Origin of the sequence: Chitinophaga sancti (assembly GCF_034087045.1) — a bacterium.
Classification (GTDB): Bacteria; Bacteroidota; Bacteroidia; order Chitinophagales; family Chitinophagaceae; genus Chitinophaga; species Chitinophaga sancti_B.
Map to the genome: position 1 here is coordinate 4,473,660 of NZ_CP139247.1, position 21,810 is coordinate 4,495,469.

Consider the following 21,810-nt stretch of genomic DNA (forward strand, 5'->3'; position numbering starts at 1 on the left):
ATTATTATACCGTATGCAGGTACATTGCCTGCATACTTTACTTAACCCACCCACGTATGAAAATCGCCTTTAAAATGTACCTCAAACCAGGGTACAAAGAAGAATATCGCCAACGACATGCCGCCATCTGGCCAGCGCTGAAACAACTCCTGAAGGAAAACGGTGTCAGCGACTATACAATCTTTCTTGACGAGACAACCAATACCTTATTCGCAGTTCAGCAGCAGTCAGGCGGGCAGTCTTCCCAGGAGCTGGGTACTACCGAGGTGGTGAAACGCTGGTGGGCTTATATGGCCGATATTATGGAAACAAACGAAGATCATTCCCCGGTATCCATCCCCCTTGAATCCGTTTTTCATATGGATTAACCTGGACTCTTTCCTTTTGGCTAACCGGGCTATCCATTCCCTTTCCCATTGCTTTATTTTTGACAAAAAAAGACATGCAAAGACTGGATATTGGAAAGAAGCAAAACATCCACGAAGGTATACCAGCTATACATAGTAGAGTACCAATGTGCATCGATACTTTCTCAGATGTAGAACAGACCATACTGGAATTAACAGTACAAATGACCCTGATTCATCAACTGGGGCTCACGGAAGTTGTTTATTCAAAAGCAGTGGCATTATTCGGTGAAGAAACTACCGGACAAATGATGATGAGTATCTTTGCAGTTAATAGCTGGATCCGGTCTGGAATAGCCCTGCATTGAAATCCGCAGATATCGTAAAATCAAAATGCCGTCTGTATCCAGCTTTCAGCCGGTTTTATCATCTTACTATCTTTCTCCACGATACTTCTTATTACCCCTTCATGCAAGAAGTATGCATTTGCCTTTTCGCTATCCAGCCATAAATTGCTATCCATAGTGAGGGCTACGTGTTCTCCCTGTTGCATGCCTGCATACACCTGATCATTGATGGTTTGCAACACAGTTGGACTATTAGTGGTCATCACCACCTGGTTATCTGAATAATTTGCTGCCAGCGTGATCAACGCTATCATTTGCTGCTGTGCTACCGGATACAAATGTGCTTCGGGTTCATCTATGAGTAAAAAATATTCCAACCCTGTCTGCATAATAGTAAACAACTGCATGAGCAGCCACAAAGCCTCCTGCTGTCCGGTCGATGCATATGGCATTTCAATAAATGTTCCTTTCTTTTCCAGTTTGATCCGCTCATTTTCTTTCTCATATACATAATCTCCTCTCAGGATTTGCTTTATAAGCTTAATGCCCATCTCCAGACTTTCCCTGTCCACAATATTAAGTGAGGCTTCCTTATTCACCATCTTTTCCAACTGATCAAAATATAACGGCTTCATGTCTGCTACCTGCTGAATAAATACTTTCATCGTATTATCTATCCGCTGATCCAGGTACCTGTCAGAAACGCCATACGCCATCACTCTGCCCGCAGGTATATACACCGGTATCTTTTCTTTCCCTAACAACCTTGAAATATATTCATCTATCTCTCTGTAGAATTTCTGTTTCGTTTCTTTACTGGCATCAAGATACCGCTCAGTTATAAAAGTTCTCAAAGCAGCAAAAATATTCCTGATCTCTACTTCCAGTTTTTCACTAAAAGCTACCTGAATTACTTTCTTTTTCTGAAAAATTGTAATCACCTTATCATCCTCATAATCATATTTCAAAAAGAAGTCACCATAACGCGAAAGGTTATTCCAGAAGTGGTTAAACTTACCCACTATATGCTCTTTTAATATCACCTCAGGAAGTGGGTCTGCATGTAATCCCTCCACCAGATCTGATACTGTTCTGAACACCTCTTCCCGTAAAGATTTGAAAATATATAGCAGCTTTAAGATCGTACTTTTCCCACTTGCCTGCGGGCCAATAAAAATCATGTAATCCTGTATGTTCAATTCCACTTCTTTCAGTGGGCCAAATTTTCTGATTTTTAACTGTTCCATAATTCAATATCCAGATAATTTATCATTCTTTCAAATAATTCGAACCGAATGATCAAATAGAAAACCCACTTATCAAAATGGATTTTTCCATTTCATTATCTTCTTTGCTTTCTCACCAGAACAGCTTTTACGATGCCGGCTATCAATCCCGGCAGTAATCCTGTTAATCATGACACCATACCAGTCCCCGGAAATATTATGCCTGACAATAACCTTGGACCAGGTTTCATCACTTGGCCGGTATTTACTTTTCCTAAAAATAAGAAAGGCGTAAAATCCTCACTCTGCTGTAACACTATGCCATTATCCAGTCGCACACCAATCAGATCCAATACTGGTTGCACAATTTCTTTTCGTGATGGTTCTCCGACTATCAATAGGTTGCCACCATTATCAATATATTTTTTAACTCCGCCAGTTCAGCTGTTGTATATGGTGTGCGCGGATCTGCATCACCACTTTTGCATTCGGCCAAAATGCTATTTTCTTAAATTTGGTTTTTCAGTCATTATACTGACTATTACATTCATTTATTATAATTCCTTCTTAATTGCTCTAGCGACCTTTTGTGCCCCTTTTCCGCTGCTTTTTCAAAATAGTGCTTCGCCCAGCGGTCAGATTGTTTTACGCCATCACCATATTTATAACACAGCCCCAGGTTATATATAGCACTTAAATGACTACCCCGGGCAGCTTTCCTATACCAGAATACAGCATTTTTATCATTCTTTTTAACCCCGTGTCCCAAAAAGTAACAAATGCCCAGCGCATGTTGTGCCATGAAATCTCCTTTGATAGCAGACCGTGTATACCAGCGAACAGCGGTTTTAAAATCCTGCGCTACGACTTCCCCATTATAATAAAAGAATCCGATATTGAACATCGATTCCATATGTCCCTGTTCTGCAGCTTTCATATACCAGTTAAATGCTTCGGGAATATTCCGGGGAATACCTTTGCCATCATCATAAAGCGTGGCAAGGTAGAACTGGGCACTTTTGTGGCCATTACAGGCAGCAGCATACCAAAGGTCAAAAATAACCTGCCAGTCTTTTTTCCTCCCATGAATATTAAAGGCGAGATGATAGCCTTTGATAAAAGCGCGGTGTTGTTGGGCGTAGGTCATTGGATTAACTTGGAAAATAAAATGCCTCACAAAGGTGAGGCATTTGGAATAAATTGAAAACTTTATTCTGAAATTAATGATGTCCATGTTGCAAATGGGAAAGGACATTTATCATATCCTTCCATTGCTATTGCTAATGGTGCGGCCCAAACGTAATCCGCTTTTTTGCGCATTATAGGAGGACACTGTGATTTTATTCTTACAGTTTTGATCCTCTCATTAGTTGTTGTAGTAGTACTTAACATATTTTCTTGTTTTAATTTCTCTTTTTTCTAATTACCATAAATCGGTCATAATTGACACCCCGCTGGAATTCTTCCCACTCATCGCCCCGCAACCCGAAGATGTGAAATAGCTCTTCTATTTCCTCTCTATGGGCATTTATACCCATCTGGTATAATCTCGTCCTTGAAGGAGTACTTCCTTTTGCATGTACATAGACACGGCCCGCATGATCTGTAAAATCAACGACCGTACCCGCAACTGTAGCGAGAATTTTGGCCTTATCTTTATTATTTGAAGTAATATTATCACTGACGCTGTCAGTAACTTCATCATAATCTCCAAATGACAAATTGAATAGGGGCCCATCCCCATTATCAACTTTTTCATATCTTATCTTCTTTTTGATGACCCCCTTTGGCCCAAAACTTTCAAAAGTGAAATTGGAAAAGGTGGCATCGGGACAACAAACATATTTCTCGAATACCATACCCCAAATTTATTCCTTCCTTTCCGGTTTTTCTTGTTCATTTTTGTTCATTTTCTCTTCTCTAAAAATCTCATACAATTCAATAACAACAGCCTTTCCCATACTACTCACTGTTTTAAAAGTTGCCTGCGCTAAACCTCGCTGCACTCTATCTAAAAATACACCATCAATTCATTTATATATACTCCCCCTGCATCTAAAAAAAGCACACTTCCCAAAAAAGCACCCCCCAATTTTCTGCACCGATAATAGAATGATCCCGGAATCGAGACCCATTTTCCATAAGCTAAATTTTACTGATAAAAAGTAGTTGATCAGCTATATTTATCAACTGTTTTAATCCTCTGTAATCTCCTGCTGTGGCTGATTTTAAAGAAATTTGTGTTTTCGCCAAAAATGCTAATATATTTAGCATTTAATGCTATTTATATTAGTAATATTGCATTGCCGGCTTACCTTAAAATAAAGAAGCTATGAAACTAAATGAACGATCTATTGTTCACCTTGATCTGGATGCATTTTTTGTATCCGTCGAATGTCTGAAGAATAGTGCTTTCAAAGGAAAACCTCTGATCGTAGGAGGGGGAGAGCGGGGAGTAGTAGCAGCCTGCAGTTACGAAGCCCGTGCTTTTGGTGTACGCTCTGCCATGCCTATGCGCACTGCCTTGTACTTATGTCCGCAGGCTACCGTTATCAAAGGTGATCATGAAGACTACAGCAATTACTCACGCCAGGTCACGGAAGTGATTGCCGAATCAGTACCGATGTTTGAAAAAGCGTCTATCGATGAATTTTATACCGACCTGACAGGGATGGATAAGTTTCACAGTACCCATAAATTCAGTAAAGAACTCAAAGCAAAGATTTATAAGGAGACCGGCCTGCCAGTTACATATGCGCTGGCATCTAATAAACTGATTAGTAAAATAGCAACAAATGAAGTAAAACCCGATGGCCAGACAATCATTCCTTTCGGAGAAGAAAAATCGTACCTCGCGCCACTGGCCATTGAAAAAATGCCAATGATAGGAGATAAGACTGCAACCCTATTAAGAGAAATGGGTGTAAGTACGATCCGTACATTATCTGAAATTCCCGCCAGTTTGTTATGTGCCAGATTTGGGAAAAATGGGTTAGAACTGTCAAGACGTGCAAATGGAATTGATGAAACGCCCGTTATCCCTTATTCTGAACAGAAGAGTATTTCTACGCAGGAGACATTTAATAATGATACAATTGATATAGCATTCCTGAACAGAGAAGTGGCACGCATGACTGAGAAGATCGGTTTTGAACTCCGCCAGCAGAATAAACTGGCAGGGTGTGTAACCGTAAAATTACGGTATGCCAATTTCGATACGGTTACCAAACAACTGTCTATTCCTTATACTTCCTCTGATCATATACTGTTGCACACAGCAAAAGAATTGTTTGAAAAATTATATGACCGGCGTATGCTGGTAAGATTGGTAGGCATTCGATTCTCTGATCTCGTACCTGGTAATTATCAGATTAGTTTGTTCGACGATACGCAGGAGATGATTCAATTGTACCATGCAATAGATAGCATTAAGAAGCAGTTTGGCGCGGGTGCATTAGTGAGAGCACGAACACTATGAAGTAATTATTTATGTATCTGAACTGTAAAACATTTTTTTCCTACCGATACGGTACTTTCTCCACAGAAGAACTGGTCGCCGCCGGCGTCGATGCCGGCGCCAACAGTATGGCGATTACCAATATCAACAACACTGCCGATGCATGGGACTTTGTACAGCATTGCCGCAATGCCGGTATTCATCCTGTAACCGGCACTGAAATCCGGAACGGTGATTATTTCTGTTATTTATTGCTCGCAAAAAATAATACAGGCTTCCTGCATATCAACCGTTTTTTGACTGAACACCTGCAGGAAAAAAAGCCTTTCCCTGCAAAGCCTGTCATGGACGATAGCGTATGGGTGATCTATGCCCTCGGCATGGCTTCGCCGGCAAAGTTAGCGCTCAATGAACTGATCGGTGTACAGCCTACCGAAATCAATAAACTCTTTGGGATGGACTTAGGGACATATAGTACAAAGTTCGTCGTCAGGCAGCCCGTTACTTTTCAGGACCGTACCTTTTACAGTGTACACCGGCTGCTGCGCGCCATCGATAAAAACATCGTACTGAGCAAACAGGAAGACAAACACAAAGCTGCCGTACATGAATATTTCATGCCAATGACAACCATCATGGAGCAGTTTAAACAATACCCACAGATCGTGATGAACACGCTGCGGATTATGGAGTCCTGTGACATACAAATTGATTTTAAAGCTGACAAAAACAAACAGGCCTTTACTGCCAGCCGGGAAGATGATCGTATCCTGCTGGAAAAATTGGCTATGGATGGTCTGCAATATCGCTACGGCAGTAAGAATGAGAAAGCCCGGGAGCGTGTATTAAAAGAGTTGAAAATTATCAACGACTTAAAATTTAATGCCTACTTTCTCATTGCCTGGGATGTGCTCCGCTATGCGAGAGACCGGCGGTTCTTTTATGTAGGACGTGGTAGTGGTGCCAATTCGATCGTGGCTCATTGTCTGCAGATCACGGATGTCGATCCGATACAACTGGATTTATATTTTGAACGTTTTCTCAACCCGTACCGTACTTCTCCTCCTGATTTTGATATTGACTTTTCCTGGAAAGACAGGGATGAGATCATCGATTACATCCTGAAGCGTTATGGCAAAGAGCATGTGGCGCTATTGGGTATGCATACCACCTTCCAGCGCAGAGCGATCGTCCGTGAATTAGGAAAGGTGTATGGCCTGCCCAAAGCGGAGATAGACCGCTTGTCAAAAGGAGAGTACAATACGAATGATAACAATCACAGACAGATCATACGCTTTGGCGATCTGATGAAAGATTTCCCGAATCATGTAAGCATACATCCCGGGGGGATGCTGATCAGTGAATTGCCCATTACGCAGTATACTGCATTGGAAATGCCACCGAAGGGATTTCCCACTACACAGATCGATATGTTCGTAGCAGAGAATGTAGGCTTGTTCAAGCTGGATATATTGAGTCAGCGGGGACTGGGGCATATCAAAGACACGATAGAACTGGTGCGTGAGCACCATCATGTAGATATCGATATTCACCAGGTAGAGCAATTCAAAAAGGATTCGCAGTTGGCCGCGCAGATTCGTGGTGCGGATACGATTGGATGTTTTTATATAGAGAGTCCTTCCATGAGAGGGGTATTGCGCAAGTTGCGGTGCGATGATTATCTCACACTGGTGGCGGCATCTTCGATTATCCGGCCTGGGGTAGGCAGTTCCGGGATGATGCAGCAATATATCTGGCGGTTTCACAACCCGGATAAGTTTGAGTACCTGCATCCGGTGATGGAAGAATTGCTGGCAGAGACCTATGGTGTGATGGTGTACCAGGAGGATGTGATCAAGGTCGCACATTTTTTTGGCGGTCTGGATATGGGAGAGGCGGATATCCTGCGGCGGGCGATGAGTGGAAAGTATAGAGGAAATAAGGAAATGAAGCGACTGGAAGAGCAGTTCTTTCGCAACTGCGAGGAGCGGGGGCATCCTGAAAAGATTGCCAGGGAGGTATGGAGACAGATCGAAAGTTTTGGCGGATACTCATTTAGCAAGGCGCACTCCGCGAGTTTCGCGGTGGAGAGTTATCAGAGCCTGTACCTGAAAACGTATTATCCAATTGAATTCATGGTAGCGGTGATTAATAACTTCGGCGGGTTTTATTCACGGGAGTTATATTTTCAGCAGTTAAAGAAAGCCGGTGCCAATGTACAGGGGCCTTGTGTCAATAATAGCGAATACCTCACAGGTATCAGAGATGGGAAGGTGTACGTAGGATTTATTCATATCCAGAACCTCGAACAAAAATTCGCAGAGAAACTATTGGCAGAGCGCATACAAAATGGTCCTTATCTCCATTTGCAGGATTTTATAGAACGTACAGAGGTGGGGATAGAACAACTGAACTTACTCATAAAAGTGGGCGCATTTCGTTTTACAGGGCGAACAAAGAAGCAGTTATTGTGGGAAGGGAATTTCTTGCAGGTGCACATGGATGATCATGTACCGGGACGGCAGAAGTTGTTTGCAGAAGAACCGGTATTGTTTGAGTTACCCATGCTGCCGGACAATCAAAGGGAAGATATGATAAAGGAGATGGAGTTAATGGGGTTTCCGATAGGGAATGTATTTGAGCTGGTGGATGATGATCTGTCGAAGTACCCGCTGGCCGCGGCCTTACCGTCTTTATTAGGACACGAGGTGCTCGTATTGGGATACCTGGTATGTACAAAGGAGACGGTGACGAGAGAAAAGCGGGAGTTAATGCATTTCGGTACATTCCTGGATGCGGCAGGAGAGTGGCTGGATACCGTACATTTCCCGGAAGCGGCACGGCGATACCCGTTTCAGGGGAGAGGGTTTTATAGGTTGAAAGGAAAGGTGATAGAGGAGTTTGGGGTGTATAGTGTGATGGTGGATGAGATGGGAAAGGTGGGGATTAAGCAGGCGTGATAATATAATAGAACCCCGGTTAGGGTTCGATATAACTTCGATACAACTTCGTCACCATTTCGTTACCAAAAGGTCACCAAAAGGGCACTTGTATATCCTTTGGATATTGAAGTGACCTTTTAGTGACGAAGTTGTATCGAAGTTATATCGAAGCGTTGGTATAGTCAGATACCCGAAAGGACTGATGATCTCATTATTAAAAGGCTTTTTTTCTTATTTTAGTGGACAAAGTCCACTAAATGTATTATCTTTACCCTACAATGTCTACCAAAACCATCCAGGAAATTCGCGCATTTAACCGTTTCTATACAGACCTTATAGGCCTGTTAAACAAGCATTTGCTCAACAGTGCTTACTCTTTATCTGAAGTCCATATAATGTACGAGATCCATACAGCCGGCGAGGCCCAGGCTTCCCATATCATGTCTGCTATGGATATAGATAAGAGCTATCTGAGCAGGATACTAAAAAGACTGGAAAAAGACGGTCTGATTACCAGAAAGGCCTCAGAACAGGATGGGCGTGCTACCGTGTTGTCACTAACCACAAAAGGGGAGAAGCTGTTTGAAGAACTGACAAAGGCAACAGAAGACCAGATCAATGGATTGATAACGCATCTGAATACCCAGCAACAAGTGGACCTGGTGACGCATATGCAGGCGATCAGAACGATATTACAAGACAATCAATAAACAGGAGAATCATGAATGCTGGAATTAGTTTAGCCGACATCACCATCAGAAATGACTTACAGCCCGGAGACCTGGGGTTTTTGGCCTACATGCATGCGATACTGTATGCAAAGGAAATGGGGTATGGAATTAATTTTGAAGGATATGTGCTGGATGGTTTGGGAGAGTTTGCTCATCAATATGATCCTACAAAAGATAAAGTCTGGATTTGTGAGCATGAGGGGAAAATAATAGGTTCCCTGATTGGGTTTCATAGAAACAGTGATATTCAATTCAGGTATTTTATATTCCTGCCGGAGTACAGAGGGATTGGATTAGGCAAGTATCTCATGGCGGAATTTATGAATTACGCAAGAGCGTCAGGGTGTAAGAAAATTTATTTGTGGACGACCACCGAACAGGCAACGGCAATTTCTTTGTATACGAGATTTGGGTTTAAACAAACAGAAGAGAAGTTTTCGACTGCTTTTGACAAGCCCCTCACAGAGTTAAGATTTGATATGGCATTATAAAGAATGATCCTGAAAAGGATCATTCTCCCACGACTTTCAATCCAATAATAGAACCAATCAGTAAAGTAATAAATACAATCCTCCAGGTATTCACCGGATCTTTGAATACAAAGATCCCTACTAAAACCGTACATACTGTACCAATCCCTGTCCATACTGTATAGGCTGTGCCGATAGGAATGGTCTGTGCGGCTTTCATCAGCAACCCAAGACTGAAAGCCATGGCTATCACCAGCGCTGTATACCAGCTATAAGCAGTAGACCCATTGGCTGCCTGGGCTTTCCCTAAGCAAAAAGTAAAGGCTGTTTCTAATAACCCCGCCAGAACTAATATTATCCAATTCATGGTCGCAAAGGTCTGAAGAGAGAAGGAGAATATTTTATACAAATGATAAAAAGAGGACAATTAACAGGTACAATCTACTGTTTCGTCCTTATCCTGCTCAAACTCACCTGTGTAATTCCAAGATAAGATGCAATGTGTCCCAATGATACTCTTCTGAGCAGTTCCGGGGTATCCTGCATTAGATCTGCATACCTTTCGGCTGCTGTTCTGAACTGCCTGGCTATCAGTCTTACCTCCGTTCTGGCCAGTTCAATCTCCGCCAGTTTTCTTCCCCAGTTGGCAATATGAATGTCCTGAAGATAGAGTGTTTCCAGTAAGGCACCATCAAAATGATACAATTCACTATCTTCCAGTAATTCGATATCTTCATAGCTCTTCTCCTTACTCACATAGCTTTTCATAGACAGCACCGGATCGCCTTCCATACCAAAAAAGAAGGTAATGCTTGTGTCTTCTTTTTCTGTAAAAGCCCGGACAATACCTTTCTTAATAAAATACAAATTATGATCTATCTTATCTGCCCTGAACAGCAGGTGGTATTTGGGGAAAGACACAACTTCGGCAATAGCCAGTAGTTTTTCGACCGCTTCCGGAGGCATTGGATAAATCCGATGTATAATTTCAGTTAAGGTCATAATGATGCAAAAGTAAATATTCTCTGGACTATTACTTATTTCCCCGCTGGCCCCCTGCTGATCGGCTAAAAAATTACACCTTTGCATTATGTATATACCACACGATAATCTCATGGATAGCCCTGCTGAAATCCTGTCCTTCATTCAGCGGTATAGCTTTGGAACGATGATAACGAATATAGAAGGCATACCTGTTGCCACGCACCTGCCTTTTCATGCAGAGATGAGAGCTGATCAGCTAATCCTTACGGCACATATTGCGAAGGCAAATAAACAATGGCAGGCGATAACGGCACAACAGAATTTAGTTATTTTCTCTGAGCCGCATGCGTATATTTCTCCCACTAACTATGATAGTCTGCAGTCGGTTCCTACCTGGAATTATTTATCTGTGCATGCTTATGGAAAGGCAAATATTATTAATGAAAAGGAAACCGTCATGGCAATGCTGGAAGCAGCAATTAAGGATTATGAACCGGGGTATATGGCACAGTGGAATGAACTGTCGGAGACATTCAGGTACAAAATGGCGAATGGCATTGTCGCTTTTGAAATAGTCGTTACGACCCTACAGGGCAAAAAGAAACTCAGTCAGAATAAAACGGATGAAGAAAGAAAAAGAATCATTGAATCATTGAAAAATTCAGGAGATAGTACCGTCACTCAGTTAGGAGAGTACATGGAAAATCCATAGGGGCGTTCAGGCTTACAAACTTCCCCTCATGATGAGCCTGAACTCATTCTTCACCACCTCCATCTTTTTTTCTGATATCATTTTCGCAGCCGCCTTGCCCATCTCATCATGGTCAGTGGAAATAACTGTTATACCATCTAATAATATTTCTTTTAAAAGCGTCTCATTGTAACTAACAATCCCAACATCCTTTCCGATTGACAATCCCTGATTGCGGCAAATTTTCACCAGATTGACCAGGTCCGTTTCCTCAATAATCACATATGCCTGTCCTTTTACGACCGGGGTATCTAACTCGACACCTTCTATCACCGAATAATTAAAATCATTCATCCTGCAGAAATACTGGAACCCCATTTTAATTTCCTCGGGGTAAGGTGTCATACCAGGATTCACATACACCAACCTGTTATACTTCTTTAATTGAGGTAAAGCATCTGTCAATGAAGCATATATATCCTTCTCAAAATTTTGATATACAATACCGTACTTCCCCTTCAACCCGGGCAGGTCCTTATCTAATAATATCAGTTGATCTGCCGGTACCCGCTGTATAATCTCCAGTACCTTTTCCGGCTGCTCATAAAAATGCGGCATGATCACATAATAGTCGTAGTCACCGATCCGGTTGTTCATCAGGTTCTCGAACAAAGTCACACTGTGATGATGAATATGGAGGTCTACAAATACATTATTTCCTAATGCATGTACAAATGCATTATATAATTGTTTTTTATAGTTGCTGATTTTATTAAATAAGAGTAGTACCCGTAAAGGAGTGGTAACATCGGTCCGATTTATAAAATACCCTTTACCTTTTACTGATATAATTACTTTCTTATCCCTCAGTTCATTGTACGCCTTCTCCACAGTTCCACGAGATAACAGGTATTCTTCACTTAATTCATTAATAGATGGAATTTGCTGGTCGCGTTTCAATATGCCATCTCTCACGGCTGCCATAATGGAATGTACAATCTGCTGATAAACGGGAATTTTGCTACTGGTATCAAGTTTCAGCCCTTTCATACCCCCAAAATACTAAAAACTTCCCTCATGTTGCATATATATACGTGTGCGGCAAAACTATAATATGGTTAATTAATTTATATATGCTGGTGAACATATTTTGCAAAATTATTGTTCTAGTAATGTTATACTGGTCCAGTTGAATAGATCGATTGGACAAACAGGCAATACACACTTCTGGCCATTAATTTTTGATCCTTATGCATGCATTTTCGTTCATATGTAGCCGTAATTGATACTGCAATAGGTGGAAACTACCTATTAACAAATCATTATTGCTTTTTTACCAACGATAGTATTAATTTTGGTGTACAAGCACATGATCACTACAACTACTTTCCCTCCTTAAAAAATTTTAACCATCTGAAGTGAAGGCTATCGGTAGAGCGGATGCCGTCGTTTTTACCAATAACCACCAGGGTTATATGTACACAACTTACTAATTAAACTATGAATCAGAATCATCAAGCAGCAGTTCCCGAAAGTGCTGCTACCAAAAAAGTACATCGTTGTCCCAGATGTAAAGGGGGAATTCTGGAAGACAGAGTTCCAAGAGGTTTTATCGTTAAATATTTATTGGGGGTATTTCCACTTAGAAGATATATTTGTTACAAATGTTTCAAGAAATCATATGTATGGCATAGGGAATGACTTTTCCCATCTCCTAAAATGCGCCCCCAAAACTTTGATTGTTAACATGGTGAATATATTGAATATATTGCTGCTTTAATAAATTATTTTCAGCTTTTATGAAAACAATCTTCTATAAAAATTGTTATTCAATCTGGAAAGACTATATACTAATTACTTGAATTGGTATATTGTTTGATTGATTAATCTAACTCCTGATAATTGTGGTGAATGGGAATCTATTCTAAGCAACTTTCTTTAGAGTTTATTTAATCTCCAAACATATATATTCAATTTAGGCGAATGTTTTGACACACTAATATCATAATTTTAATTGCAACCTTTTGAAGCATTCACTTTGTGTTAGGTTGGTAGTGAGTTGCCAAGTGAGGCCGATTGGAATGTGATACGTATAAATACGTATTTTTTTATAGATTAAGTTGCTTCCAATAGTAGGGTCTGATGAATAAGTATTAAAGTGTTGTTAATTAATATTATATGGCATTCTTTTTGATAAAGAAGTGTTTCTGTATTGAAATATTCGTCTCCAAAACCATGCAGCCATGATACGGTACACACCTGCAAAACAGTTGACGTTAGAAGGCTTTTCCACTCCTTTTTCGCAGCAATTATTCAGCGGGGCCTCTAGTAATCCTTTCGGACTGAGCGGCATGTATTTATTGTTGGTTTTTAATGGTTTGCAACTGATTTAAATATATATTGAGCGTGATGTATGAAATAAAAAAACATCTGATCATAATTACTTATTCTTTATGCAAAAGCTAATATTATGTATTTATTTGCATGCTGTTTATCTCAAATGACATAAACAAGTTATAAGGGTCAGTAATAACGATTGGAATAATTATGAATCACTGATACAGTTTTAACCTTATCTAATTAATTCGATGACTAAGAGATCTTGGATAACCCCGTCCTGGCTGATATTATTATTAGACCTCGGGTGTTCTATTGTTGCTATGAACCTTGCATATTTGCTAAGGCTCAATTTTAACCTCGAAGATTTTAGCCACTATTCTATTAAGGATATAATGGCAGTAGTTGTATGTACGAATCTGTTAACGTCGATGATTTTTCGTACATATACGGGTATTGTTCGTTATACTAGTATGTCCGATATTGGTAGAATATCTGGTATGGGGATTTTGGGGAGTATAATTTATTTATCTGTGAACTACGCATCCGTGCACTTTGGCACTGGAACTATGATCCCATTATCTGTTATTCTTATAAACTTCTTTATTAGTATTTCCGCATTACTTTCTTATAGATTAATCATAAAATGGGCGTTTCACTACTATGCACGCTATGGTTCAATTCATAAAACCAAAGCCGTTATTTATAATGCCGGATACTCCGGTTTGATGGTACGCAAAGCAATCAGTGAAGATGCTGCTGGCAATATCCGGATCTGTGGTTTTCTTGATGATAAACTCACACGGGCGGGAAAACGATTGGAAGGTTTACCTATCTTTGGTACTAGCCGCGCTTCCCTTGAGAAACTAGCTACCCAGGAGGGGGTGAAGTTACTCCTTATAGTTGAAGAAGCCATCGATACTCAATTATTAAATAACCTCGTCGACCATTGTCTCTCTCTTAATATTAAAGTACAGAAAGTTTTACCTATCAATAAATGGATCAGTTCTGGCTGGAACCCCTCCAAATTGCAGGACATCCGTATTGAAGACTTGCTGGACCGTTCCGTTATAAATATTAATAACGCTCAGGTACAGATAGAAGCAAAGGGGAAATCCATCCTCGTTACAGGTGCTGCCGGCTCTATCGGTAGCGAACTTGTAAGACAACTCGTAAAACTGAATCCTTCTGTATTGATCCTTTGCGATAAAGCCGAATCCCCACTGCATGAACTTGAACTTGAATTGCAGGATCAGGTTTCAAATGTGGCTATTGTACCTTTTATTGCAAACGTCTGCGATAGAAATCGTATGCAACAATTATTTGAGGTATACGAACCCTCCATGGTATATCACGCTGCTGCCTATAAGCACGTGCCCATGATGGAAAAGAACCCTTCTGTAGCTGTTATTAACAATGTACTGGGTACGAAAATCCTCGCCGAACTGTCTGTTGACTTTGGCGTAGAGAAATTCGTAACCGTTTCGACCGATAAAGCTGTCAATCCAACCAATGTGATGGGGGCATCCAAAAGGATTGCCGAGATCTTTACCCAGTCTTTCAACCATCACATGCACAAACATTACAAGAAAACAGGCCCTGTATACGGTCATCCGCCTACCCGATTCATTACCACCAGATTCGGAAATGTATTAGGCTCGAACGGAAGTGTTATTCCTCGCTTCAAACAGCAATTAGAGAAAGGAGGACCACTAACTGTAACACACCCTGAAATTACCCGCTATTTTATGACCATCCCCGAAGCTTGCCAGTTGGTGCTGGAAGCCGGAGCAATGGGGCAGGGCGGCGAGATCTTTGTGTTTGACATGGGACAGCCTGTTAAAATTGCCCACCTGGCCAGAAAAATGATCCTCATGAGCGGTCGCGAACCTGGCAAGGATGTACAGATTGTGTATACAGGACTTCGTCCCGGAGAAAAACTCTACGAAGAACTACTTAATAATTCTGAGAATACCGTGAGCACTTACCATGAGAAAATCATGATCGCTAAGGTGAGGGAATATGATTTTATAGAAGTAAATCAACGAATTGAAGAACTGATTGCAAGTGCGAACAAGCATTATGTTACGCCCACAGTAGTACTCATGAAACAACTGGTGCCTGAATTTATTAGCAAGAATTCAGCATATGAACAGCTAGACAAAGACAAAATAAAAATCTGACAATAATACTGAAAAACTTGATCGGCAAGAATTTTGCTGTGTCCGGTCATTTGCTATTAAATATATTATATATAATGAGGATTTCTACAACCGGGCACCAAAAAACTGGAATTAGTGTATGCCTGTATGCGATGACTTTTTTGTTATTTGCGATCATCAGCTCATGTACTACTACTAAAAACATTACTTACTTTAATGATGTTGCAGATTCAGTAAAGTGGAGATCGATTGAACAGGCAGGTTATGTAACCCCGGTAATCCAGCCCGATGATATCTTGCAGGTGAATATTCAGACACTCGACCCTTCTGCAACTGCTATGCTCAATCAGCAGTCGTGGCCTACTGGCAGCAGTGCGCAAGCCTCAGTGAATAATTCCGCCGTTTCCCCTGGTAATGTAAGTGGTTACCTCGTTGATAAAAATGGTTATGTGATCCTGCCCATGCTGGGAAAAGTATCGGTGGTTGGAAAAACGACCGACCAGGTAAGGGATGAAATAAGCATAAAAGCTGCTGAATTTTATAAAGAACCTGTGGTTACTGTTCGATTTGCTAACTTTAAAGTGACTGTTCTTGGTGAGGTTGCTAAGCCCTCCACGTATGTAATGCCCAATGAAAAAATTACCCTCCTGGATGCCATCGGTATGGCCGGGGACCTGACCATCTACGGGAAAAGAGAAAATGTGCTGCTGATCAGGGATAATAATAACAAAAAAGAATTTATTCGTTTTGATCTGAATAACAGTAATACCTTCCAGTCTCCGTATTTTTACCTTCGTCAGGGCGACGTGGTATATGTGGAACCCAGCAAATCAAGGGTTGCAGCCACTGATTCCAGACAGGTACGCAGAATTACCATTCTTACTTCTGTGTTGACGCTGCTGGTGGTTATTATATCCAGGATCAATTTATAAATTTTCTATTTTTTTTATATGCATCATAACGGGAACAATTTTCAGCCAAATCCTATTCCCTCTACAGGTATTAATGAAGAGAGCAGTGAGAACGGCGTGGATCTAAGAAAGCTTATTGACAAATTCATTTCTAACTGGTACCTTTTTTTCATCTTCCTGGTCATCTGTATTGCAATGTCGTGGGTGTATATCCGCTATACGACACCAGAATATAAAGTGCAGGCCAAGATCCTGATCCAGGACGATAAGAAAGGAGGGGATATACCCGGTAAAGAGCTTTTTCAGGAACTACAGCTTTTCTCCAGCAAGAGCAACGTAGATAATGAAGTAGAGATCCTGAAGTCCCGTTCCCTTATGCAGCGTGTAGTGCAGGACCTGCAACTCTATACCAGCATTACCGCCGAAGGTCATATTAAACGTAGTGAACTGTATGGCAACTCCCCGTTCTATATGACCTGGGTACACCTGAAAGATTCCCTTCGCGCTGTCAAATATACCATCAAACCAGTAGCTGACGTAACAAAATTTTCCCTTACACCTGGCAAATCCAGTAATACCATTACTGCTGCCTGGGGAGATACTATGCACCTGAATGAAGGTGACCTGGTAATGAGGAGAAATGTCAACTATGCATTTGAAGGTACCTATACAATAGATATGACATCTTTAGATCAGGCTGTGGAAGACTACCAGCGCATGATCGACGTGTCTATCCCCAATAAACAGGTGAGCACCATTGACCTGAAACTGGATACCAAAGTCCCGGTGAAAGGAGAAACCATCCTTAACCGTTTTATCGACGAGTACCTGAAGGCCAGTATAGACGATAAGAACAGAATAGCAGATAGTACTATTGCATTCATTGATAACAGATTGGTGATAGTCGGGCAGGAGTTGAGCGGCGTGGAAAAAGAAATTCAGAATTTCAAGCAGAGCAACGAACTGACTGACCTGACCGAACAATCTAAATTGCTAGTATCCGGTACAGGGGATTTCCTCAAACAGCTGACCGACCTCCAGGTAAAACTGAGCGTGGTTAAATCACTGGAAGAGTACCTGAACGACGGTAAAAACAGTAAAAGAGTAGTGCCATCAGCGCTGGTAGTAGAAGATCCTACCTTTGCCGGCATCATTGAACGCTACAATATGCTGCAACTGGAAAGGGAAAGACAATTGCTGTCCAGCACTGAGTCTAACCCGCTGGTCAAAAATATCGATAACCAACTGGCAGGTTTACGTCAGGACCTTTCAGCGAACGTAGCTTCTGTTAGAAAAAGTATTGAAGTAAGCATTCAGTCATTACAAACCCATTCAGGCGACCTGTCTCAGAAAATCAGGAAAGTGCCTGCACAGGAACGTATCTTCCTCGACTATTCCAGACAGCAATCCATCAAACAGGAATTATACCTGTTCCTCTTACAGAAGCGTGAAGAGACTGCCATTTCCAAGTCATCCAACATGGCTACTGCCAGGGTGATTGACCATGCGAAAACAGTAGCCCGTCCATTCAGACCTAAACGTTCACTCGTGTACCTGATCGGATTTTTACTGGGCCTGGTATTCCCTTCTCTGATCATCTACCTGAAAGAATCGCTCAGTACCCGTATCACGCGCAAGGCAGATATCACTGGTAGTACAGCAGTTCCGATCCTTTCTGAGATCGGTCACTTCGAAGGTGGTGAAATGGTGATTGTACAACGTGATTCTGTAACCCCATTGGCAGAACAGTTCCGCGCAGCACGTACCAACCTCCAGTTCGTACTTTCCGGTGCTACAGACAAGGTGATCCTTATGACTTCCAGTATGAGTGGTGAAGGTAAATCGCTTATCGCTACCAACCTGGCCGCTGTATTATCCATCTCTGGTAAGAAAGTGGTGCTGATGGAACTTGATTTAAGAAAGCCCAAAATTTCCACCTACCTGGGATTGAAAAACTTCTCCGGGTTTAGTACTTATATAATTGGTAAGACCAGCTATGAAGAGCTGATCCAACCTTCCGGCTTTAATGATAACTGTTTCGTGATTAGTTCGGGTCCTATTCCACCTAATCCAGCCGAGTTGTTACTCCAGGAAAAGGTAGTTCAACTGTTTGAAAGATTACGTCAGGAATTTGACTATGTGATCATTGATACTGCACCAATCGGTCTGGTGACAGATGCGCAGTTGCTGGCAAGATATGCAGATGCGACTATCTATGTCGTACGACAGAACTATACCTTCAAGCAACAGCTGCAGATCGTAAATGACCTGTACCAGCAGCACAAAATGCCGAAACTGAACATCGTGGTGAATGATGTGCGTAAAGGTGATAGAAACGGTTATGGTTACGGTTACGGATATGGTTATGGCTATGGCTACAACGTGTCTGAAACGGAAAGACCATTATTATCTAAACTGACAAAAAAAATCAGGAAATAAATAAAACAATGGATTTAAAGGGTAAAAAGGTACTGGTAACCGGAGCTGATGGCTTTATTGGTAGTCATCTGGTAGAACGCTTGCTGGATGAAGGATGTAAAGTAAAAGCATTTGTTTATTATAACTCTTTTAACAGCTGGGGATGGCTTGATTCATTTCCAAAAGAGAAATTAGCACAACTCGAGGTATTTGCAGGTGATGTACGTGATCCAAATGGGGTACGTACTGCTATGAAAGATATCGATATTGTCTTTCATCTTGCCGCCCTTATCGCGATCCCTTTTAGCTACCATTCACCTGACTCCTATATCGATACCAATGTAAAAGGTACGCTGAACATTGTGCAGGCAGCCAAAGACCTGGGTACCGCCCGGGTACTGGTTACCAGTACGTCGGAGGTGTATGGTACTGCCCAGTATATTCCGATTGATGAGAAACATCCCCGTCAACCTCAATCACCTTACTCTGCTTCCAAGATCGGTGCTGACTGTATTGCAGAATCTTTCTACAGAAGCTTTGACCTGCCACTCACGATCGTAAGACCATTCAATACTTTTGGTCCACGTCAGTCTGCACGTGCGGTGATACCTACTATCATTACACAGCTGTTGAACGGTAAGGAAGAAATTAAGCTGGGTGACCTGATCCCTACACGTGATTTATTGTTTGTGAAAGATACAGCCAACGGTTTCGTGGAAATCGCGAAGAGCGATAAACTGATCGGTCATGACTGTAATATCGCTACACAATCTGAAATTTCAGTAGGCGATCTGGCACAGGAGCTGATCAACCAGATCAATCCGAATGCAAAAATCGTGACTGATAATGAGCGCTTAAGACCTGAGAAATCTGAAGTGTTCCGTTTGTACGGTGCGAATGCAAAGATCCAGGAGTATACAAACTGGAAACAGCAGTATAGCCTGAAAGATGGTCTGGCTGATACGATAGAGTGGTTTAAGGACAAAGAAAATTTAAAGCAGTATAAAGCCGATATATACAATATATGATACCGTTATCTGTGCCAAACCTGGCGGGAAATGAATGGAAATATGTGAAAGATTGCCTGGATACAAACTGGGTGTCTTCAGTAGGTAGTTATGTAAATCAGTTCGAAGAAATGTCGGCCGCCTTTACCCATACCAAAAAGGCGATAGCGACCAGCAATGGTACTGCTGCACTACATATCAGTCTGTTGCTGGCAGGTGTTAAACAGGGAGACCTGGTGGTATGTCCGAACATCACATTTGTAGCACCTGTAAACGTTATCAAATATCTGGGAGCAGATCCTGTATTGATAGATGTGGATGCCTACACCTGGCAGTTGGATGTAAACCTGTTGGAAAGTTTTCTGAGTAATAACTGTGACCTGGAAGATGACGGTGTTTATCACAAAGATAGCGGCAAGAGAGTAAGTGCCATCGTACCGGTGCATGTACTGGGCAATATGGTGGATATGGAGCAGTTAATGTCCTTATCAAAGAAGTTTAATATCCCTGTTGTGGAAGATGCTACGGAAGCACTGGGGTCTACCTATCACGGTCAGCCGGCGGGTTCTATGGGGCTGTTTGGATGCCTGAGTTATAATGGTAATAAAATTATCACTACCGGTGGTGGTGGTATGATCCTCACGAATGATGAGGAGTTGGGCAAAAAGGCAAAACACCTTACTACACAGGCTAAGTCAGACCCAATGGAATATTTTCATGATGAAGTTGGTTACAACTACCGTCTTGTAAATATTCTGGCGGCGATGGGCGTAGCACAGATGGAACAGCTGCCTGGTTTTATCGAAAGAAAAAGAGTTATTGCGGCATTATATAATGAAGGGCTGAAAGATATACCGGGCTTTATGCCCCAGGTGCTCACAGAGGGTGTAGTAGCTAACTGCTGGCTGTATACAGCGGCGTTTTCCAACAGTAGGGGATTGCTGCAATTCCTGAATCAGAACAGTGTTCAGACACGTCCGTTCTGGGTGCCTATGAACAGGCTGCCAGCATTTGCAAATGATATTTATTATTCAGAAGCCGATATCAGTAATATGGTATATGAGCAATGCCTGAGTCTTCCATGTTCGACAAATATTACTGACGACGAAGTGAAGACGGTCATTGCAAAAATAAAGGAGTTCTATGCCTAAGCAGTCCCTGATACTGATAGGAGGCGGTGGTCACTGCAAATCCGTTCTGGAAGTGATCCGTACTTCAGGTAAATGGCACGTAGCAGGCATACTGGACAGAAGGGAACTGATAGGCACAAATGTATTGGATCAAAAGATCATTGGAACAGATGATGAACTGGATGCGTACATCGCAGCAGGTCATCATTTTTTGATTACCATTGGCCAGATAAAAAGTGCACAACCAAGACAACGTATTTTTGAATCGCTGCTGGCCAAAGGTGCTCCTATTGCAACGGTGATTGCTGATGAAAGAGGGGTATCTGCATATGCAGCGATTGGTGCAGGTACGGTTATTCATCACCGGGTATCTGTGAATGCAGATGTTATGATCGGGCAAAACTGCATCATCAACACGGGCGCAAATGTAGAACACGACTGTCGTATTGGTGATCATACGCATATTTCCACGGGTGTATTACTGAATGGTAATGTGGTGGTAGGAGATACATGCATGCTGGGCACAGGCAGTATCGTATCGCATGGTGTGCAGATAGCAGCACATACCATTGTAGGCGCCGGCTCCCTTGTTATCAGGGATATCACCGTTCCCGGTACATATGTAGGTGTTCCCTGCAAAAAAATATAGA

Annotated in this window: 20 protein-coding genes; 13 read left to right on the plus strand and 7 right to left on the minus strand. The window is 41.7% G+C overall.

Features of this window, described 5'->3' with window-relative positions; genetic code table 11:
• The first annotated feature begins 56 nt into the window (after positions 1-56).
• Together rhaM and SIO70_RS18210 are read left to right on the plus strand one after the other, a co-directional pair.
• The gene (rhaM, locus tag SIO70_RS18205) at positions 57-368 is read left to right on the plus strand and encodes an L-rhamnose mutarotase (protein ID WP_320572999.1); all 312 of its coding nucleotides are present in this window, start codon (positions 57-59) and stop codon (positions 366-368) included.
• Positions 369-442: 74 nt separating this feature from the next.
• A complete protein-coding gene (locus SIO70_RS18210) occupies positions 443-715 on the plus strand; it encodes a hypothetical protein (protein WP_320573000.1) in 273 nt (90 codons plus the stop codon).
• A gap of 20 nt (positions 716-735) precedes the next feature.
• Here the strand turns inward: SIO70_RS18210 and SIO70_RS18215 are convergent, their stop codons facing one another.
• The 4 genes from SIO70_RS18215 to SIO70_RS18230 form a co-directional block, all read right to left on the minus strand.
• Positions 736-1,941 (minus strand): AAA family ATPase, encoded by a 1,206-nt coding sequence (locus SIO70_RS18215; RefSeq protein ID WP_320573001.1) that lies wholly within the window; start codon positions 1,939-1,941, stop codon positions 736-738.
• A gap of 526 nt (positions 1,942-2,467) precedes the next feature.
• Positions 2,468-3,067 carry a tetratricopeptide repeat protein gene (locus tag SIO70_RS18220; RefSeq protein ID WP_320573002.1) on the minus strand — a complete coding sequence of 200 codons (600 nt, stop codon included), beginning with the start codon at positions 3,065-3,067 and terminating at the stop codon, positions 2,468-2,470.
• Positions 3,068-3,129: 62 nt separating this feature from the next.
• The gene (locus tag SIO70_RS18225) at positions 3,130-3,312 is read right to left on the minus strand and encodes a hypothetical protein (protein WP_320573003.1); all 183 of its coding nucleotides are present in this window, start codon (positions 3,310-3,312) and stop codon (positions 3,130-3,132) included.
• A gap of 11 nt (positions 3,313-3,323) precedes the next feature.
• On the minus strand, positions 3,324-3,779 hold the full coding sequence (locus tag SIO70_RS18230) for a DUF6934 family protein (protein WP_320573004.1): 456 nt from the start codon (positions 3,777-3,779) through the stop codon (positions 3,324-3,326).
• A 473-nt stretch (positions 3,780-4,252) separates the two neighbouring features.
• On the opposite strand from SIO70_RS18230, the gene dinB reads away from it, so the two are divergent.
• From dinB to SIO70_RS18250, 4 genes are all read left to right on the plus strand, one after another.
• Positions 4,253-5,398, plus strand: a complete 1,146-nt coding sequence (dinB, locus tag SIO70_RS18235) for a DNA polymerase IV (protein ID WP_320573015.1) — start codon at positions 4,253-4,255, stop codon at positions 5,396-5,398.
• A gap of 11 nt (positions 5,399-5,409) precedes the next feature.
• Positions 5,410-8,337, plus strand: coding sequence for a DNA polymerase III subunit alpha (locus SIO70_RS18240; RefSeq protein ID WP_320573017.1), 2,928 nt, complete (start codon positions 5,410-5,412; stop codon positions 8,335-8,337).
• 260 nt (positions 8,338-8,597) lie between these two features.
• Complete coding sequence (locus tag SIO70_RS18245) at positions 8,598-9,029, plus strand: MarR family winged helix-turn-helix transcriptional regulator (protein ID WP_320573019.1); 432 nt, start codon at positions 8,598-8,600, stop codon at positions 9,027-9,029.
• Positions 9,030-9,040: 11 nt separating this feature from the next.
• Complete coding sequence (locus SIO70_RS18250) at positions 9,041-9,541, plus strand: GNAT family N-acetyltransferase (RefSeq protein ID WP_320573021.1); 501 nt, start codon at positions 9,041-9,043, stop codon at positions 9,539-9,541.
• Positions 9,542-9,560: 19 nt separating this feature from the next.
• On the opposite strand, the gene SIO70_RS18255 is transcribed toward SIO70_RS18250, so the two are convergent.
• Positions 9,561-9,887: a multidrug efflux SMR transporter gene (locus SIO70_RS18255; protein WP_320573023.1), complete on the minus strand. Its 327-nt coding sequence runs from the start codon at positions 9,885-9,887 to the stop codon at positions 9,561-9,563.
• A 74-nt stretch (positions 9,888-9,961) separates the two neighbouring features.
• Positions 9,962-10,522: a Crp/Fnr family transcriptional regulator gene (locus SIO70_RS18260; RefSeq protein ID WP_320573025.1), complete on the minus strand. Its 561-nt coding sequence runs from the start codon at positions 10,520-10,522 to the stop codon at positions 9,962-9,964.
• An 88-nt stretch (positions 10,523-10,610) separates the two neighbouring features.
• On the opposite strand from SIO70_RS18260, the gene SIO70_RS18265 reads away from it, so the two are divergent.
• A complete protein-coding gene (locus SIO70_RS18265) occupies positions 10,611-11,216 on the plus strand; it encodes an FMN-binding negative transcriptional regulator (protein ID WP_320573027.1) in 606 nt (201 codons plus the stop codon).
• Positions 11,217-11,228: 12 nt separating this feature from the next.
• Here SIO70_RS18265 and SIO70_RS18270 read toward each other — a convergent pair whose 3' ends face one another.
• Entirely contained in the window at positions 11,229-12,245 is a 1,017-nt protein-coding gene (locus tag SIO70_RS18270) for a GntR family transcriptional regulator (RefSeq protein WP_320573029.1), read from the minus strand.
• Positions 12,246-14,065: 1,820 nt separating this feature from the next.
• Between SIO70_RS18270 and SIO70_RS18275 the strand changes: the two genes are divergently transcribed.
• From SIO70_RS18275 to SIO70_RS18300, 6 genes are all read left to right on the plus strand, one after another.
• The gene (locus SIO70_RS18275) at positions 14,066-15,715 is read left to right on the plus strand and encodes a nucleoside-diphosphate sugar epimerase/dehydratase (RefSeq protein ID WP_320573030.1); all 1,650 of its coding nucleotides are present in this window, start codon (positions 14,066-14,068) and stop codon (positions 15,713-15,715) included.
• Between the two features lie 74 nt (positions 15,716-15,789).
• Positions 15,790-16,626: a polysaccharide biosynthesis/export family protein gene (locus SIO70_RS18280; RefSeq protein WP_320573032.1), complete on the plus strand. Its 837-nt coding sequence runs from the start codon at positions 15,790-15,792 to the stop codon at positions 16,624-16,626.
• 18 nt (positions 16,627-16,644) lie between these two features.
• On the plus strand, positions 16,645-19,044 hold the full coding sequence (locus SIO70_RS18285; protein ID WP_320573035.1) for a polysaccharide biosynthesis tyrosine autokinase: 2,400 nt from the start codon (positions 16,645-16,647) through the stop codon (positions 19,042-19,044).
• A gap of 8 nt (positions 19,045-19,052) precedes the next feature.
• Positions 19,053-20,051, plus strand: coding sequence for an NAD-dependent 4,6-dehydratase LegB (locus SIO70_RS18290; protein ID WP_320573037.1), 999 nt, complete (start codon positions 19,053-19,055; stop codon positions 20,049-20,051).
• Entirely contained in the window at positions 20,048-21,181 is a 1,134-nt protein-coding gene (locus SIO70_RS18295) for a LegC family aminotransferase (protein WP_320573039.1), read from the plus strand. Before SIO70_RS18290 ends, SIO70_RS18295 begins: the two co-directional genes overlap by 4 nt.
• Positions 21,174-21,809: an acetyltransferase gene (locus SIO70_RS18300; protein ID WP_320573041.1), complete on the plus strand. Its 636-nt coding sequence runs from the start codon at positions 21,174-21,176 to the stop codon at positions 21,807-21,809. The genes SIO70_RS18295 and SIO70_RS18300 overlap by 8 nt, the downstream gene beginning before the upstream one ends.
• The last annotated feature ends 1 nt before the right edge of the window (position 21,810 follow it).